Source organism: Halalkalibacter oceani (assembly GCF_023715605.1).
GTDB classification, from domain to species: domain Bacteria; phylum Bacillota; class Bacilli; order Bacillales; family Bacillaceae_D; genus Halalkalibacter; species Halalkalibacter oceani.
The window spans coordinates 227,510-243,498 of record NZ_JAMBOL010000002.1 but is presented as its reverse complement, the minus strand read 5'-3'; the positions used below and the strand labels follow the sequence as shown (position 1 = coordinate 243,498).

The window sequence follows — 15,989 nt, the reverse complement described above, 5'->3', positions numbered from 1 at the left end:
CACTCCTTATCTCAAGTTTCTGATTCGTTCTTCCTGACTGACAATCTCGGTCACGCGAACGCCAAAATTCTCATCTATGACGACAACTTCCCCTTTGGCAATTAACTTTTGATTTACCAGAATATCTACAGGCTCTCCGGCGAGCTTATCAAGCTCGATAATCGAACCTTGGGTAAATTCAAGAATTTCTTTAATTGATCTCTTTGTCCGGCCAAGCTCCACTGTCACTTGGAGAGGAATATCAAGCAGCATATTCAAATTATTCGCTTCCGTCTGCGTCAGCTGCGGTGCTTCAAAGCTTGAAAAAGCGGCTGGTTGAATATCGACGTCCCGTTGCTGCTGATAGGACACCCCGCCTAAATGCTGCTGCTCACGCGGTGGTGGCGCTGCTACCCGGTCACGCTGCGGTTCTGCTGCCTGCTGCGCTTGAGATGCTGCTGCTGGCTGCTCTGCCTGCGGGCGGGAGGGCGCTGGTGTTTCCTGTACAGCTGCCGGCTCACTGGCAGGCTCTGGCGTACTTGGATTCATCAATTCTTCAACAAGTTTTTTCGCAAAAGGCACGGTGACAAGCTGCATAATATTTGAGTCAATCAGCTCGCCAACCTTCAGCCGGAACGAAATTTTGACGAGAATATCGTCTTCAGGTACATTCTCTGTGCCTTCATCGGCATGGAAATCGAGTAAATTGATTCCCGGTGGAGAAATATCGACCTTTTTATTAAAGATCGTTGACATCGACGTCGAGGCAGAGCCCATCATTTGATTCATCGCTTCCTGAACGGCGCTAATATGCATCTCGCTTAATTCATCTGATGGAGATGTTCCGTCGCCGCCAAGCATTAAATCAGCGATAATCGCCGCATCCTGTGTCTTAATCACAAGTAAGTTCACACCTTGGAAGCCTTCAGTATACTGAACATGGATCGCCACATGGGGCTGCGGAAATTCCTTTTCCAGTTTTTCTTTCAAAATCAAGGAAAGCTCCGGTGTCGTAATATCAACTTTTTGACTTAATAACGTAGACAATGCCGTAGCGGCACTTCCAAATGAAATGTTACCAATTTCACCAAGGGCGTCTTTCTCGATATCAGAAATATAATCGGCTACACGTAATTCGTCATCGCCGTCTGTCGGCTCATCAGCCTCATCTTCCTGCGTAACGCCTTTCAGCAATTCATTTATCTCCTCTTGGGAAAGCATATCATCATTCATTCTCTTCAGCCTCCTCAATCAATTCCGTGACTTGCACAGCCACTTGATTTTTCATTTTACCGGGTTGGGCGTAATATTTATGCTCTCCCCCGACCTTCACAAGAAGCGGTTCATGAATCGATTGATCCAATTCAATGACATCCCCGATTCCTAAATGCAGAAACTCCTGAATGGAGATTTCGGATGTGCCCAGCTCCGCCTGAACAAGCAATGGTGCCCGGTTCAGTGTCCGTTCAATCGTCAGCACTTCACCAGGAGCGCGCTGTTTCTTCTTTTCCTGCATCCAGTAATGAACCGATAACTTCGGTAAAATTTCTTCTAGTACCACATGAGGAAGACAAATATTAATCATTCCTGATGTCTCCCCGATCGTTGTCGACAGGGAAATGACGACGACCGTCTCATTCGGAGAAACCATCTGTAAAAATTGGGGATTCACTTCAATCTCTTCCATGACCGGTTCAAGCTCGATCACAGAGCTCCAGGCATCCTGGAAGCTGTCCAACGTTCGTTGAAACAGCTGAGACATGATTCTCGTCTCAATTTCTGTCAGGTTTTCCACTTTGTTAATACTGTCACCCTTGCCTCCCAATAAACGATCCAGCATCGCATACGCAATATTCGGATTCACTTCCATTAACAGTCGACCATCGAGCGGATAAGGCTCAAACACATTGAGGATCGTCATCTTTGGAATCGACCTGATGAATTCTTCATATGGCAGCTGATCAACTGATGTCACTGTAATTTGGACATAGGTCCGTAATTGGGCGGAGAAATAAGTCGTAAGCAACCGGGCGAAATTCTCGTGAATTCGTGATAAACTCCGAATCTGATCCTTTGAAAATCGCAGCGCGCGCTTAAAATCATAGACTTTGACTTTTTTCTCGGTTTCTTCTTTTTTTAGTTCATCAGCATCCATTTGTCCCGTGGAAATAGCCGATAACAGAGCATCTATTTCCCCTTGTGATAGAACATCAGCCAAGAACCTCACCTCTCAATCTCAAATACACCACAAAATTATTGAATGACCCAGCTTGTTGTATACACTTGAATGACTTGCCCTTCCTGCATCAGCTCATTGAGCTGATCGCGGACAGCCTCCTCAAATGCTTCAATTCCTTCAGGACCTGCCAGATCAGAGGAGCGCATTCCTGAAAGAGCACGCAGTAAAATATTGTTTACCTGAAAATCACGCTTTTGGATTTCGTCAAGTGCTCGTTTATTTGTTACATGAATCATAAAGGAAGCCCGGATAAAATCATCGGATAATAAGTTCGTTGTAATTTCCTCCGTTTCATACGATTGGGCGATAATTTCGTCAATCGTCGGCGGAGCATACGGATCAGGCTGATTCGTAAAATGATTAACAAGGACGAAGGCCACCACACCGACCAGCGTCAGGGCAACTAATATAATGAGCATAATGTTCACTAGCTTATTCTTAAACAATCAGGAACCCTCCACATCTCTATCTCTATTCGCCAGCAGCCCGATTTGCGCAAACTGCTCATTGACACGTGCTTTGACATCTTCAATATCATTGCGCACGACTATTTTCTTTCCGCTTTGTAACGTAATCGTTGTATCCGGCAAGGCCTCGATTTGCTCAATAAGCGTCGCATTCAACAAAAACGGATGACCATTTAAACGAATTAATTCAATCATTATGTTATGGGAGAGCCAGGCATTCGCTCCTGGCTCCAACCTCCTTGATTAGTAGATTCTATGTCAGGTTATCGCTTCAGGTTAACAAGCTCTTGCAAAATCTCATCAGATGTCGTAATGATCCGCGTATTCGCCTGAAACCCGCGCTGCGCCACGATCATCTCAGTAAACTCCTCAGACAGATCAACATTGGACATTTCAAGCGTCCCGGCTACGAGCTCGCCGGCGCCGTTTTCACCAGGGGCAGTAATTGACGGAATACCGGAGTTAGCTGATACTGTATAAAGATTGTTCCCCGCTTTTTGCAGCCCTTCTGGGTTGCTGAATTTCGCAAGGGCAATTTGAACATTCGTATCAACTAATTCCCCCTCATTATCAATAATATTAATACTTCCATCCGCTCCAATGCTGAAGCTTTCGATGTAATCAATCCAATTTTCTTCATCAATATTACCGCTTAATTCATCATCTAAAATTTCGTGAAACACAATTGGCTCTCCGTCCATATCTAACACCCGCATTCCATTAGAATTGACGAGATTCCCCTCTGAATCAAGATAGAAATTACCTGCTCTCGTGTAATAAGTTGTAGTCCCATCACTGACCATAAAGTATCCATCCCCTGAAATCCCTAAATCAAGCTCACGGTTCGTATTTTGCAAGCTGCCTTGTGTATGAAGCGTGTCGATAGAAGCTAGCTGCATTCCAAGCCCTACTTGGCGGGCATTGACTCCACCACGATTATTACCATCAGGTGCTGTCGCGCCGGCGAGCTGCTGGCTGACTAAATCCTGAAACGTCGTTCTTCCTTTTTTAAAGCCGAATGTGTTGACGTTGGCGATGTTGTTGCCGATGACGTCAAGCTTTGTTTGCATGTTGCGCATACCTGAAATTCCTGAGTACATTGAACGTAGCATACTGATTTTTCCTCCTTTAGTAGCTGCCTCTGTCAGTCGGCAGTGTGTGAGGCCTCCCTTTGCGGGTCCAGCCTTTAATCGATCACAATCGTTCCATTAATGTTTGTAAAAATTTGTGACTTCGCTTCCTCCCGGTCGAGCACGGTGATGACGGTGTTGTTTTTCGCACTGACGACAAGAGCGGCGTCACTCGTTAGCACAAGTGAGTCGTTAACTCCCTTAGCCTTCGCTTCCTTCACCTTATCGTGAATCGCCATCCACTGTTCGGTAGAAATCTCAATTCCGCGTGTATCCATTCGCTGCTGGGCGTGCTTGCTGATTTTTAATTCAGTCGGTGTCTGTAATTCCGTTTGCAAAAGCTGCTGGAAGCTGCCTGGCTGCTGAACGGGTCTTTGTGCTACTTGACGCGCAGGTTTAGGAAGACTTTGTAATGCATGGCTCTGAATCCTTGGATCCATCGTTGCTCACTTCCTTTATTGGTCACCCGGCTCTTCGTTTTCTTCAGGTACCTCTACCGGATCTTCTTCCGGATCCGTTTCCTCGTCCGGATTTGGCTCTACCGGCTCATTTTTCTGACTCACCTGGTAAATTTGTTCGTTGCTGATCCAGCGTCCGTCATCAAGCTGAATGCGAATTTGTCCATCCAATTCGAGCCGGACGGCTTGAACCGTATTATCAAGATACTCAATATCTTGACGGTATTCATCGACATCGACAATCCTCATCCACGTTACTTTTTTGCCGATCAGCTCACTGTGCTGCACTAAGCTTTGGCTCGTTTGCAAATTGACAAATTTTTGAATTGAGTTGTTCATATTCGTCATTTGCTCAAGTGTGGAGAATTGCGCCATTTGCGCGATGAATTCACGGTCATCCATCGGATTGGACGGGTCTTGATTTTGCAGCTGCGTAATGAGGATTTTCAGGAAATCATCCTTGCCCAGAATGTCTTGATTTTGCTGCTGTGTTGTCTGCTTTTGCTGATTTGGCAGCATATAGCTTTCCGAAATCGTCGTCATCATTATCACCTACACCTGTTCATTAAAAGTTAACTCGCTTAGTACATCCTCAAATGCAGCCGCTTCGTCTTCACCCTGTTCAGGCTGATTCTCGTTCGCCTGCTCTTCGCCACGCTCATTTGAAGACTGATCACGATCCTTTTGCAAATATTGTTCCGTCACTTCAATCCGCTCTACTGTAATCTGCTGCTGTGCAAAAGCTTGCCGCAGTTGGGCCAGTTGCGCTTCGATCAGTTCGCGTGTCGCCGTCGAGCCGGTCATGATCTTTGCGACAATGGAGCCTTCCATTTGCACGAGCTGAATATCAAGTCTGCCTAAATGCTCGGGATACAGCTTAACCGAAAAGGTTTGCATTCCCTGCTGATTTTGCGTAAGAGCCCCGCGCTGGAGAATCATTTGGAACTGCCTTAAAAACTGCTGCTGCTGAACGTCACGCGGCAATTTGTCACCAATGTGAATCGTCGCTTGCTCGGCCTTTGTCATCGTCTGCTCAATTCCAGTCTGAAGTAAAGTCAGACCGCTGTTCGGGCTTGATGCTTCGCTTACAACAGGCCGCTGACCAAATGGTTGCTGCGTGGACGGACTGTTTGTCGTCTCAGCAGTAACCGGCATTGAAAACGGCTGAGGCAGCTGCTGCATGGACGTTGATTTTGCCGTAATCGCCTCTAAAAATGCTTTCGGCTCTATTGCAGTCCTCGGCATTCCCTGAAGCTTAAACTCAAGATGCTTGACTACTTCCTCCAATAAACCAATGTTGCTTTGCCCTTGCTTAGGTTGCAGAGAAAAGCCGGGAAACAGTCTTGGCAGAAGATGCTGGAGCACATTTGCCTGTTCTTGACTTTTCGCTTGCGGCGCACCTACCGCACTCTCCTGTTGGACAGCTGCCAATAAGACGAATAATGCCTGCTGTTCTTCAGGCCAGCTAATCAGCTCGGCCAGCTGGGCATCCTCATTTTCCAAAGAAAGAAGATGTTCAACATCCGCTTGCCATTCAATGGGAAGGAGATGGAACAGCTGCTTTGCTTCTTTTCCTTCGAGCATGTCTGGATTCAGTTCAAGACCGCCCTCTTTGAAAAGCTGAATCAGTTCAAGCAACAGTTCGGTTGCCGCTTGTTCCTGCTCTTCACTGCTTATTTCCGTTGCCAATGTCTTGACCGTATCCTCTGATAGTAACCCACCAAGCAATTGTAAAAAAGATACATCAGCGGACATTGGCGCTTGTCCTTTGCCAGCGCTTTGCGATCCTTGGGCAGGCAATGTATTTGCCACCATCATAATCGGGTTCATCGTTTCACCTCCTTTCAATAAAGTTAGCCTTATGAATTAGCAAGCCGGCTCATCAGATCCGCGGCCAGTTCGCTGTCCATCTTTCCTAAAATGTCGGCCCGGACATCGATGGAAACTTGTGAAATATGGAGGAGCGCTTCCTCAATTGGTAAATCCGAAATAATTGCTGCGGCATTTTTTGCAGACATCGCCTCATAGGTTTGCGCGATATTTTCCAGCTCCTGCTCTTCCCTCGCTGCCAGCTCCCGTTCAATCGTTTGGCTTTCCTCAAGCTGGGCAAGCTCCCGTTCCAGTTCGCTGATTTCTTCTTCTTTTCTCGTCAGCTCGCTTTGCAGCCGCTCCACTTCCGCCTGCTGTTCGGCAATCGCCTGTTCAAAAGCAGCGACATCAACCGGCTCTTCCTCCTCTTCAGGAGCAACATAATCAGCAACGAACGGTACATTTGCCGCGACATCCTTTGCTTTTTCGATGACGTTGACACCGAGAAGCGATAAAATGACCCCGGCCAATATTGCCGTGAACACAATCGGAATAAAAATCACTAGAAAGAACCATTGAATTTTGCTATAGGATTTTTCTTTGTCAGTCATATCCTCACCTAACTTTTACGTTGGCATATAAACGAATGGAAAGTTCATCCATCTGTTGTAATTCAAGCCGTTTCGCTTCCTCTTCATATTGATCCTGCTTGACCTGCTTCATCTTTTCATACTTTTTAAACTCGATGGAGCGGCTCATCAAATCCTGCTTTTTCCGGTTCATTTTTTCTCTTGCCAGCTGGGTATGACGCTGCTGCTTCTGGATTTCCTGCTGCAGTCTTAAAAGCTTTGACTGCTGCTGCTGCAAGGCGTAAATCGATGTTCCATTCGCGATTTGAGAGCGGGCACTTTCTTCCAGCTCTTCTTTTCGTTTGAGCATTTCATAAAGCTCCGTCGCCACCGATTCAAAAGAAGCAACGGCCTGTTCATACTCTGCCTGGACATTATGCTTTTCCCGTTCCTTCAGCTCCATCACCTTTTGCAAGGCAAACTGGAATGACATTAGTCGCCACCTCTTCCAAATTCGTTGATCAATCGCTCAACCGCTTCGTCAATTGAAGTGCTTTCCTCAGTACTTTGCTTTAAAAAAGCAATGATCTTTGGATAGATCGCAATCGCCTGCTCGATTTCAGCAGAAGAGCCGCGCTTGTACGCCCCGATATTAATTAAATCCTCGTTGTCATCGTAGACGGCCAAACTTTGGCGAAGCCTCTCAGCTGCGGCACGGTGCCTGTCGTCAACAATATCGGCCATCACCCGGCTGATGCTTTTTAAAACATTGATCGCCGGGAACTGCCCTTTATTCGCCAGCTTCCGATCCAACACTAGATGCCCGTCTAAAATCCCTCTTACAGCATCGGCAATCGGTTCATTCATATCATCGCCATCGACAAGGACGGTATAAAAGGCGGTTATACTGCCTTTTTTCGCTGTACCGGAGCGCTCAAGCAGCTTCGGCAGCATCGCAAAAACCGACGGTGTGTATCCTTTTGATGTCGGCGGCTCTCCCACAGCTAAGCCGATTTCGCGTTGAGCCATCGCAAAGCGGGTGACCGAATCCATCATTAAGTTGACATCGAGCCCCTGGTTGCGAAAGTATTCAGCAACAGCGGTGGCCGTCATCGCCCCTTTGATCCGCATTAACGCCGGCTGGTCTGAAGTGGCGACGACTAAAATCGTTTTCTTCAAACCTTCCTCACCGAGGTCGCGTTCAATGAAATCCTTCACTTCCCGGCCCCGTTCACCAATTAAAGCTATGACATTTAAATCGGCCGCTGAATTTTTCGCAAGCATCGCCAGCAACGTACTTTTTCCGACCCCGCTCCCGGCAAAAATCCCGATTCTCTGTCCCTTGCCGACCGTAAACAGCGCATCAATCGCCCGGACTCCAAGCGACATTTTCTCTTCGATTCTTGGACGAGCCAGCGGATTTGGAGGGTCATTATCAGTTGGAAACGGGCGCAGTCCTTTCGGCAGCTGTTCTTTCGACAATGGTTCGCCGCAGCCGTCAATCACGCTTCCGATCAAGCCGGAACCGACCTTGATTTCCAACGGTTTCCCGGTCGCTTCAACTAAGCTGCCCGGAGCGATTTCCGTCGTCCCGTTTAACGGCATCAGCAGGACAAATTCATCCCGGAAGCCGACGACCTCGGCCTTAACTTTTATTTTTTTTGCCCGGCCGACGATGATGTAACAAAGATCGCCGATGGAGGCCTGTGGACCTTTTGACTCAATCGTTAATCCGACGACTCTCGTCACCTTGCCGTACCATTTATAGGGGGATAAGAAAGGAATATCCTCAATCAGCTCCTGCACGCTCATCTGGGCCCTCCTTCCACTTTTCCAACAGTTGAACCTTTAATTGCTCCAGCTGCCGATCAAGCGTCGCGTCAATCCGGCCATATTTTGATTCAACGACACAGCCGTTTTCCGGCAACCCGGAATCCGGGTAAATATACAGCTGTTCGGTATGGCTGAGCAGCTGCTCAAGCTCGGCTTTTTGCTGCAGCGTAAGGGTATACCAGTGCGGGTGCACATAAATTTTCACATGCTCATGCTCCCTCACTTCGAGCATCACCTGCTTAAGCAGAGCCGCCCAGTTCTCATGATCCTCTTCAAGCTTTTTGCCGAGAATCCGCTGCGCGAGAGCGACGGCTAAATCAATCATCACCGGCTCAGCCGACTCAATCGTCCGCGCATAATCCGCCTGCGAACTGGCGATAATTTCCTGAGCCTCGGTAATGAATCCATCGTACGTCTGCCTACCTGCCTCCTGACCTTCTGAAAAGCCGGCGTTATAGCCCTGCTGACGCGCTTCCTCAAATGCTTCCTGCAGCTGCTGTTCAGCCTGCTGCCTCTCTGCTTCGATCTGGCTGCGGACCTGCTCCGCATAATCATCTGCTTCAGCGACAGTTTGCCTCGCCTTGCTCTCTGCCTGCGAAAGCTTTTGCTCCATTTCCTTTTCAAGCTCAGCCGCGCTTCGCTGTTTTATCAGCTCGTTATCCGCTTCGCTTTCTTCTACTGCCGGCCCATCTTCTTGAAAAAGTTTTTTTATTGAAATGGTTTTACTTTGTTCCGATGCGGGTATAGTGTTATGTGACTTAATAACCCTAGACAATAACATCGTCTCCCCCGCGGGCAACGACGATTTCACCAGCTTCTTCTAAACGTCGAATAACAGCGACGATTCTTGATTGCGCTTCTTCGACGTCGCGAAGACGAACAGGACCCATATATTCCATTTCATCCTTGAAGGTTTCAGCCATTCGCTGCGACATATTGTTAAAGACAACTTCTTTAACTTCTTCGCTTGCCACTTTAAGCGACAGCTGCAAATCTTCATTCTCGACGTCGCGGATGACACGCTGAATCGAACGGTTATCAAGCGTAACAATATCTTCAAAGACAAACATCCGCTTTTTGATTTCTTCGGCAAGCTCCGGATCCTGAATTTCCAGTGCATCGAGGATCGTTCGTTCCGTGCTGCGGTCAACGCCGTTAAGCACTTCGACGACTGCCTCAATACCGCCGGCATCCGTATAATCCTGCGTCAGTGTGGATGACAGCTTCTGTTCAAGAATCGATTCGACTTCATTAACAATTTCCGGTGACGTGCTGTCCATTAAGGCGATTCTTCTCGCTACATCAGCCTGAACCTCCTGCGGAAGTTCGGATAAGATTTGCCCGGCCTGCACGGATTCCAAATAAGCCAAAATTAAAGCAATCGTTTGCGGGTGCTCGTTTTGGATAAAATTCAAAATCTGCGAAGGGTCAGACTTGCGCGCGAAATCAAATGGTCTCACCTGTAAAGTCGAGGTAAGGCGGTTAATGATGTCCATCGCATTTTCTTCCCCGAGCGCTTTTTCTAAAATGCTTTTGGCGTAGCCAATTCCGCCTTGGGCAATATAGTCCTGGGCCAGCACCAAGGAATGAAACTGCTCCAGAATGTCTTCCTTCATCTCACTGTCGACCTTGCGCACATTAGCAATCTCAAGCGTGAGCTGTTCGATTTCTTCTTCTGTAAGGTGCTTATATACCTGGGCAGATACATCAGGCCCTAAGGAGATGAGGAGAATTGCTGCTTTTTGTCTTCCGTTTAATTCTTTTTTTGCCGCAGTAGCCATTCGTTCTCCCTCCTAATGTTAATCTTCTGAAAGCCATGTTCGTAATAATTTCGAAAAGTCTTCCGGTTTCTCTCTTGCCATCTTTTCAAGCTGCTTGCGCTTCGTCGCGGAAATTCCGGTTTCTTCATCCGGTAAATCAGGAACTTCTTCAATGGCTTCTTCAATTGAAAATTCCTCTTCTTCCTCCGTTACTTGATTACGTCTTCTTAGTAATAGGAAGAGAAGAAGTAGAATAACGGCGATCAATACTCCGCCAACAACATAAAGCCAAACTGGAATCACTGTCGCCGGCTCCGGCTCAAGCTCAATCTTGCCATCAAACGGCCTTGAAGCCACTACAATCTTTTCATTAAGGTCATCCTCGGTGAGTTCATCAGCATAAACCCCGGAAATGCTCGTTCTTACAATCGTTCCTAATATTTGCTGAATGTCATCAAGCTGCTGTTGCGGCAGCTCTTCCATTCCTTCAGGAGGTTCAACCATAACCTGAATGCCTAAATCACGAATTTTATAAGGACTTTCCACGATATCGCGGTTGATTCGATTCACTTCATTGTTAATCCGTTCCTCTGCCCGCTCCCATTCGGATGGACCTTGAGCGACTCCGCCTGGAAAGTTTGGAATTTCATCGCCGACTCCGGCGACTCCGCCTTCCACTGCTCCTTCGCCACTGTACGCCTCTTCAATCCGCTCCAGGCTGACCGTCAAGCCTTCCATGTTCTCTGGATCCACCGGCTCAACCAACGCTTCGGTCCGGTTCTCCTGCGTGAAATCAATATCGGTTGAGACTGATATTAAAACTTTATCCCGCCCGACCATTGTTCCGAGCATTTGCTGCAGATTGCGCGTCAAATCGCGTTCAATATCCCGCTGAATCGAACGCTGCTGTTCATAGGCTGTTAGAGTCGTATTACTTCCTTCTGCATTTTCATAAACATAATCGTTAAACATTTGATCCGAAATGACGATATTATCTATAGGGAGATTCGGCACACTCTTTGAAACTAGATGAAACAAGGCATTTACCTGGCCCTGTTCCAGCTGATAGCCTGGTGCCAAATCGAGCACCACAGCAGCCGTCGCGAATTCCTGCGGGTCATTTGCCCAAACATTATCTTCCGGAATCGTAATCATCACCCTAGCCTGGTTAACCCCATTTACATTGCGGATCAGCTCAGCCAGTTCTGTCTGCATTGCCGCTCTTTCCATGACCGAAAATTCATTGTCGGTCATCCCGAAGCCCATCTGCTCCTGAAAGAAGGAATAATCAATACTTCCACTTCGCGGCAGCCCTTCCGCAGCCAATTCGACCTTTAATGCGTCCACTTGCGTTTCAGGGACAAGGATCGTCGTTCCATTATCGGAAATTGTCGAAGAAATCCCTCTCGCATCTAACGTTTCTTTAATCTGTCCTGTTTCCTGAAGCGTCAGATTACTATAAAGAGGTTGATAGCTTGTTCTCGTCCCTAAGAATGTAAAAAGAATAATTAATGCAATAATACCTAGGGTAGAACCAGCTATTATCCCTTTCTGCATGCGAGAACGCCCGGTCCAAAATTCTGTTATTCGTTGTTTATATATTGATAGTTTCTCGTTCATGTGCCCTCCTACATCCAACAACTACCGTGAGACTAAAACAGAACAAGTACACAGCATTACACTTGCATTCTCATAATTTCTTGGTATGCTTCAATCACTTTATTCCGAACCTCTACCGTTGCTTGTAACGTAATACTTGCTTTTTGACCCGTAATCATCACATCATGAAGATCATCGATTTCACCGCTTGCCAGCTTTTCCGTTTTTTGCGCAGATTCTTGTTGCAGGCTGTTCACATTCTCAATCGCTTCATTCAAAGCCGTTTTAAAAGACTGGTGGGCTTCCCCTGCTGACATTCTCTGGCCATTTTGAGTATGCAACCCGCTTTGAATGACAAATGGCGATTGTCCTATTTTAATATCCAACTTTTATCCCTCCTATCTTCCAATTTCCAGTGCTTTAAGCAGCATGTTTTTTGAGGCGTTCAACGTGGTCACATTCGCTTCATAAGACCGTGTCGCACTCATCAAATCGACCATTTCCCTGAGCGGATCAACATTTGGCAGTTGAACGTATCCTTCTTCGTTGGCATCGGGATGCTCCGGATCATACATTTCCTTAAACGGCGTCTGGTCATCGACAATAGCAGAGACCTTTACCCCATTGCCGACTTCGGAATTTGTCGAACGCCCCATCGCCTGGTGCAAAAAAGCCGAGAATGGCTGTTTTTCATTCGGCTGCATGACGACCATCTTCCGCCGGTACGGCTCCCATTCCCCATCTACCATTCTCGCTCTCGTTGATTCAGCATTTGCCATATTGGCCGAAATGACATCCATACGCAGCCGCTGTGAGGTCAAAGCTGAGGCGCTCGTATTAAGGCCGTGAAATATACTCATGATTAACTTCCTCCTCTGATGACAGTTTGCAAGCTTGAGAAGCGGCCATTCATTCTGTCGATTAGAGCATTGTAATAAATTTGGTTTTTCGCCAATTCCGCCATTTCCAGATCAATATCGACATTATTCTGGTTATGGTTGTACATCGTATTTCGTGTTGTCTCAATGACAGGCCCCGTGCTTGTCGAAGAGAATTCAAGATGCTTTTCATTCGTTCGATAAGCCTTTAGTTTCGGTTCATTCATCGCCTGCTGCAATGTCTCCTTAAAAGAAACATCCTTCGCCTTGTAATAAGGTGTGTCGACGTTGGCGATGTTTTGCGAAATTGCATTTTGTCTTAACTGAGCTCCATCAAGCCCGCGCTCAAGCACTCTGAACGTCGAGCCCCCAAAAAGATCCATCTATTATTCCACCTTTCGACAGTATCTTATAGAATTATTCATATTTTCACATAAGCTCTCAATGAAATTGTAAACAAAGTCACAGGAAAAGTCTAATACCGTTTGTAATAATAGGAAATTCGATATAAAAGAACTAGAGAGAATTGTGGACTTTTGTCGCAAAACTATACAAAAACTATCAGCCATAATCTACATTATAGTACAAATACCGACACAAACGCACTATTTTAGCAAGAACTTATATGAATTTTTAGATAACGAACAAAATACAACAAAAAAACCACTGTTTTAACAGCGATGTAATATTTGTATCATATTTGTTACGTTCAGGCTATACAATACAGAAAAAATCTGCCAAAAAATCCTATAAAATTGCGAAAATCATCCATTTCGCCTTCTTTGTTCTGTCCCCTTTCAGTCATTGCGCCTCATCCTGATGATAACAGTGACAACTCGTTTCAAACTGAATACAAAAAAAGGCACGGTCAAAAGGTTGTTTTTTTACCTTTTGCTCGTGCCTCTAAGCAAGGAGCGGAACCGCCACGTTCTTAATAATGACGCTTCCTGTTTTGCTGTTCGGAAACTTTTCGACCGTTCCGAAAGCGCTCCGGGATGACAAGCCTTGCGCAAAAGCAAATTCCGCTTTTGCCGTATACTCTTCTTTCTCTTATTTTGCTTTTAACTTTTCAAGCTCCAGGAGGAACTTATCATTTAATACTTTGATATAGGTTCCTTTCATGCCAAGAGAGCGGGATTCAATCACACCGGCGCTTTCCAGCTTGCGGAGAGCGTTAACGATTACCGAGCGGGTGATGCCGACGCGATCGGCAATTTTACTGGCAACAAGTAAGCCTTCCTTGCCATCCAGCTCGTGGAAAATATGCTCAACAGCCTCCAATTCGCTGTATGAAAGCGAGCTGATCGCCATTTGCACAACCGCCTTGCTTCTCGCTTCCTCTTCAATTTCCTGGGTTTTCTCATGCAAAATTTCAATCCCGACTACCGTTGCTCCATATTCAGCAAGGATTAAGTCATCATCGCTGAAAGACTCATGCAAGCGCGCCAGGATTAACGTACCAAGACGCTGGCCTCCGCCTTGAATCGGCACAATTGTCGTTAAGCCGCTTTGAAACAGGTCTTTATTTTCAACAGGAAACGCCGTGAATTCACTGTCGATATCCAAATTCGCAGAAGTTTCTTCAATTTTAAAGAGATTGTCTGTGTACTCTTCCGGAAAGCGTCTGTCTTCAAGCATCTTTTTCATACGCTCATTTTCAATTTCCTGCTTAATCGCATAGCCGAGCACTTTCCCGCGTCTGCTAAGCACGAAAATATTGCAGCTAATCGTATCGCGAAGCGTCTCCGCCATCGCCCGGAAGCTGACGTGCTGCCCTCCTGACTTTTGTAACATTTCGTTGATTTTCCTTGTCCTTGATAATAAATTCATTTTTGTTCTCTCCTCCTATTTGTTTACAAAATGTATTGACTTAAATCTCGATTCTTGGCAATAGATACTAGTTTTTCGTCGACGTATTCTGGTGTGATCACGATTTCTTCCAACGTAATATCAGGAGCTTCGAACGATAAATCCTCCAGCAGGCGTTCTAGCAGCGTATGCAACCGTCTCGCGCCGATATTTTCCGTCTCCTGGTTAACCTCTGTAGCAATAGTCGCAATCTTACGAACAGCTTCGTCAGAAAATTTGATTTTTATACCTTCTGTTTCAAGAAGCGCACAATATTGCTTGATGAGCGCATTATTTGGCTCGACCATAATCCGGACAAAATCATCAACTGTTAGATTCGCCAGCTCGACCCGGATTGGAAAGCGGCCCTGAAGCTCCGGAATCAAATCAGATGGCTTGGCGATATGAAAGGCCCCCGCCCCGATAAAAAGAATATGATCCGTTTTCACCGGGCCGTATTTAGTCACGATCGTCGAGCCTTCGACAATGGGAAGGATGTCGCGCTGAACGCCCTCGCGTGAAACATCAGCTGATTGCTGACCTTTGCCGACGACCTTATCAATTTCATCAATGAAGATGATACCGAGCTGTTCGGCTTTGTCGACAGCCTCCTGCGTCACCTCATCCATGTCAATCAGCTTCTGTGCTTCTTCTTCCGTCAGCACTTTACGCGCGTCGGAGATCGGCAGCCGTCTTTTTTTGCGCTTCTTCGGCAGCATCCCGCCAAGCATTTCCTGCATGTTCATTCCCATCTGTTCCATGCCGGCTCCTTGAAACATATCCATAAAGCTTTGCGACTGCTCTTCCACCTCGATCGTCACCATCCGATCCTCCAGCTCCCCTAAGGCAAGCTGGTGAGCGAGCTGACGACGCTGCTGCTCTCTCGTGTTTTCCTGCGATGACTCCTGTTCAACAGGCTGCTCTGCTTCCTGCTGGCCGAACAACATTTCAAAAGGATTCTTATACGTTGACTGCTTTTTTTTCGAAGGGACGAGCAAATCAACGATCCGCTGATTCGCCTGCTCTTCTGCCTGGGAACGGACAGCAGCCATTTTTTCCGCCTTGACGATGCGGACGCTCGTTTCGACGAGGTCTCTTACCATCGACTCGACATCGCGACCGACATAGCCCACTTCCGTGAATTTCGTGGCCTCCACTTTGACAAATGGAGCGCCGACCAGTTTGGCGAGCCGCCGGGCGATTTCCGTTTTCCCAACTCCAGTTGGCCCAATCATTAAAATATTCTTCGGGGTGACTTCGTCTTTTATTTTGTCGTCAAGCAAGCTGCGGCGATAGCGATTCCGGAGGGCAATGGCAACCGACTTTTTCGCCTGCTCCTGTCCGACGATAAATTGATTAAGACGTTCAACAATTTCGCGTGGGGTAAGGGCTGTTTTCATAACGATCACTCTCCATTGGG

19 protein-coding genes are annotated in these 15,989 nt (G+C 46.8%); all 19 read right to left on the bottom strand.

Annotated features, from left to right (window positions below):
- Positions 1-6 precede the first annotated feature (6 nt).
- A complete protein-coding gene (gene fliY, locus M3202_RS03840) occupies positions 7-1,212 on the bottom strand; it encodes a flagellar motor switch phosphatase FliY (RefSeq protein ID WP_251222023.1) in 1,206 nt (401 codons plus the stop codon).
- On the bottom strand, positions 1,205-2,197 hold the full coding sequence (fliM, locus tag M3202_RS03835; RefSeq protein WP_251222022.1) for a flagellar motor switch protein FliM: 993 nt from the start codon (positions 2,195-2,197) through the stop codon (positions 1,205-1,207). The genes fliY and fliM overlap by 8 nt, the downstream gene beginning before the upstream one ends.
- A gap of 35 nt (positions 2,198-2,232) precedes the next feature.
- Positions 2,233-2,664 (bottom strand): flagellar basal body-associated protein FliL, encoded by a 432-nt coding sequence (gene fliL, locus M3202_RS03830; protein WP_251222021.1) that lies wholly within the window; start codon positions 2,662-2,664, stop codon positions 2,233-2,235.
- Positions 2,665-2,919 (bottom strand): flagellar FlbD family protein, encoded by a 255-nt coding sequence (locus tag M3202_RS03825; protein WP_390189561.1) that lies wholly within the window; start codon positions 2,917-2,919, stop codon positions 2,665-2,667. It abuts the gene before it with no gap.
- A 29-nt stretch (positions 2,920-2,948) separates the two neighbouring features.
- Positions 2,949-3,797 (bottom strand): flagellar basal body rod protein FlgG, encoded by an 849-nt coding sequence (gene flgG, locus M3202_RS03820; RefSeq protein WP_251222020.1) that lies wholly within the window; start codon positions 3,795-3,797, stop codon positions 2,949-2,951.
- Positions 3,798-3,871: 74 nt separating this feature from the next.
- The gene (locus tag M3202_RS03815) at positions 3,872-4,255 is read right to left on the bottom strand and encodes a TIGR02530 family flagellar biosynthesis protein (RefSeq protein WP_251222019.1); all 384 of its coding nucleotides are present in this window, start codon (positions 4,253-4,255) and stop codon (positions 3,872-3,874) included.
- Positions 4,256-4,270: 15 nt separating this feature from the next.
- Positions 4,271-4,819 (bottom strand): flagellar hook assembly protein FlgD, encoded by a 549-nt coding sequence (flgD, locus tag M3202_RS03810; RefSeq protein ID WP_251222018.1) that lies wholly within the window; start codon positions 4,817-4,819, stop codon positions 4,271-4,273.
- A 6-nt stretch (positions 4,820-4,825) separates the two neighbouring features.
- Complete coding sequence (locus M3202_RS03805; protein WP_251222017.1) at positions 4,826-6,103, bottom strand: flagellar hook-length control protein FliK; 1,278 nt, start codon at positions 6,101-6,103, stop codon at positions 4,826-4,828.
- Between the two features lie 29 nt (positions 6,104-6,132).
- Complete coding sequence (locus tag M3202_RS03800) at positions 6,133-6,693, bottom strand: MotE family protein (RefSeq protein WP_251222016.1); 561 nt, start codon at positions 6,691-6,693, stop codon at positions 6,133-6,135.
- 4 nt (positions 6,694-6,697) lie between these two features.
- Entirely contained in the window at positions 6,698-7,144 is a 447-nt protein-coding gene (gene fliJ, locus M3202_RS03795; RefSeq protein ID WP_251222015.1) for a flagellar export protein FliJ, read from the bottom strand.
- Positions 7,144-8,463, bottom strand: a complete 1,320-nt coding sequence (fliI, locus tag M3202_RS03790) for a flagellar protein export ATPase FliI (RefSeq protein WP_251222014.1) — start codon at positions 8,461-8,463, stop codon at positions 7,144-7,146. The genes fliJ and fliI overlap by 1 nt, the downstream gene beginning before the upstream one ends.
- Positions 8,441-9,259, bottom strand: a complete 819-nt coding sequence (gene fliH, locus M3202_RS03785) for a flagellar assembly protein FliH (protein ID WP_251222013.1) — start codon at positions 9,257-9,259, stop codon at positions 8,441-8,443. The genes fliI and fliH overlap by 23 nt, the downstream gene beginning before the upstream one ends.
- Positions 9,252-10,265: a flagellar motor switch protein FliG gene (gene fliG / locus M3202_RS03780; protein WP_251222012.1), complete on the bottom strand. Its 1,014-nt coding sequence runs from the start codon at positions 10,263-10,265 to the stop codon at positions 9,252-9,254. Before fliG ends, fliH begins: the two co-directional genes overlap by 8 nt.
- Before the next feature lie 18 nt (positions 10,266-10,283).
- Positions 10,284-11,864: a flagellar basal-body MS-ring/collar protein FliF gene (gene fliF / locus M3202_RS03775; RefSeq protein ID WP_251222011.1), complete on the bottom strand. Its 1,581-nt coding sequence runs from the start codon at positions 11,862-11,864 to the stop codon at positions 10,284-10,286.
- Between the two features lie 56 nt (positions 11,865-11,920).
- The gene (gene fliE, locus M3202_RS03770) at positions 11,921-12,229 is read right to left on the bottom strand and encodes a flagellar hook-basal body complex protein FliE (RefSeq protein ID WP_251222010.1); all 309 of its coding nucleotides are present in this window, start codon (positions 12,227-12,229) and stop codon (positions 11,921-11,923) included.
- 12 nt (positions 12,230-12,241) lie between these two features.
- Positions 12,242-12,703 carry a flagellar basal body rod protein FlgC gene (gene flgC / locus M3202_RS03765; RefSeq protein WP_251222009.1) on the bottom strand — a complete coding sequence of 154 codons (462 nt, stop codon included), beginning with the start codon at positions 12,701-12,703 and terminating at the stop codon, positions 12,242-12,244.
- 2 nt (positions 12,704-12,705) lie between these two features.
- Positions 12,706-13,104 carry a flagellar basal body rod protein FlgB gene (flgB, locus tag M3202_RS03760; RefSeq protein WP_251222008.1) on the bottom strand — a complete coding sequence of 133 codons (399 nt, stop codon included), beginning with the start codon at positions 13,102-13,104 and terminating at the stop codon, positions 12,706-12,708.
- Positions 13,105-13,771: 667 nt separating this feature from the next.
- Entirely contained in the window at positions 13,772-14,551 is a 780-nt protein-coding gene (gene codY, locus M3202_RS03755; protein ID WP_251222007.1) for a GTP-sensing pleiotropic transcriptional regulator CodY, read from the bottom strand.
- Between the two features lie 23 nt (positions 14,552-14,574).
- Entirely contained in the window at positions 14,575-15,969 is a 1,395-nt protein-coding gene (gene hslU / locus M3202_RS03750; protein ID WP_251222006.1) for an ATP-dependent protease ATPase subunit HslU, read from the bottom strand.
- Positions 15,970-15,989 lie beyond the last annotated feature (20 nt).

Bases quoted from the DNA above. Each gene is read 5' to 3' on its own strand.
- fliG (WP_251222012.1), bottom strand. From the start codon at position 10,265: ATGGCTACTGCGGCAAAAAAAGAATTAAACGGAAGACAAAAAGCAGCA.
- M3202_RS03805 (WP_251222017.1), bottom strand. From the start codon at position 6,103: ATGAACCCGATTATGATGGTGGCAAATACATTGCCTGCCCAAGGATCG.
- M3202_RS03800 (WP_251222016.1), bottom strand. From the start codon at position 6,693: ATGACTGACAAAGAAAAATCCTATAGCAAAATTCAATGGTTCTTTCTA.
- fliY (WP_251222023.1), bottom strand. From the start codon at position 1,212: ATGAATGATGATATGCTTTCCCAAGAGGAGATAAATGAATTGCTGAAA.
- flgG (WP_251222020.1), bottom strand. From the start codon at position 3,797: ATGCTACGTTCAATGTACTCAGGAATTTCAGGTATGCGCAACATGCAA.
- hslU (WP_251222006.1), bottom strand. From the start codon at position 15,969: ATGAAAACAGCCCTTACCCCACGCGAAATTGTTGAACGTCTTAATCAA.
- fliF (WP_251222011.1), bottom strand. From the start codon at position 11,864: ATGAACGAGAAACTATCAATATATAAACAACGAATAACAGAATTTTGG.
- codY (WP_251222007.1), bottom strand. From the start codon at position 14,551: ATGAATTTATTATCAAGGACAAGGAAAATCAACGAAATGTTACAAAAG.
- M3202_RS03815 (WP_251222019.1), bottom strand. From the start codon at position 4,255: ATGGATCCAAGGATTCAGAGCCATGCATTACAAAGTCTTCCTAAACCT.
- flgD (WP_251222018.1), bottom strand. From the start codon at position 4,819: ATGATGACGACGATTTCGGAAAGCTATATGCTGCCAAATCAGCAAAAG.
- flgC (WP_251222009.1), bottom strand. From the start codon at position 12,703: ATGAGTATATTTCACGGCCTTAATACGAGCGCCTCAGCTTTGACCTCA.
- fliJ (WP_251222015.1), bottom strand. From the start codon at position 7,144: ATGTCATTCCAGTTTGCCTTGCAAAAGGTGATGGAGCTGAAGGAACGG.
- fliI (WP_251222014.1), bottom strand. From the start codon at position 8,463: ATGAGCGTGCAGGAGCTGATTGAGGATATTCCTTTCTTATCCCCCTAT.
- flgB (WP_251222008.1), bottom strand. From the start codon at position 13,104: ATGGATCTTTTTGGGGGCTCGACGTTCAGAGTGCTTGAGCGCGGGCTT.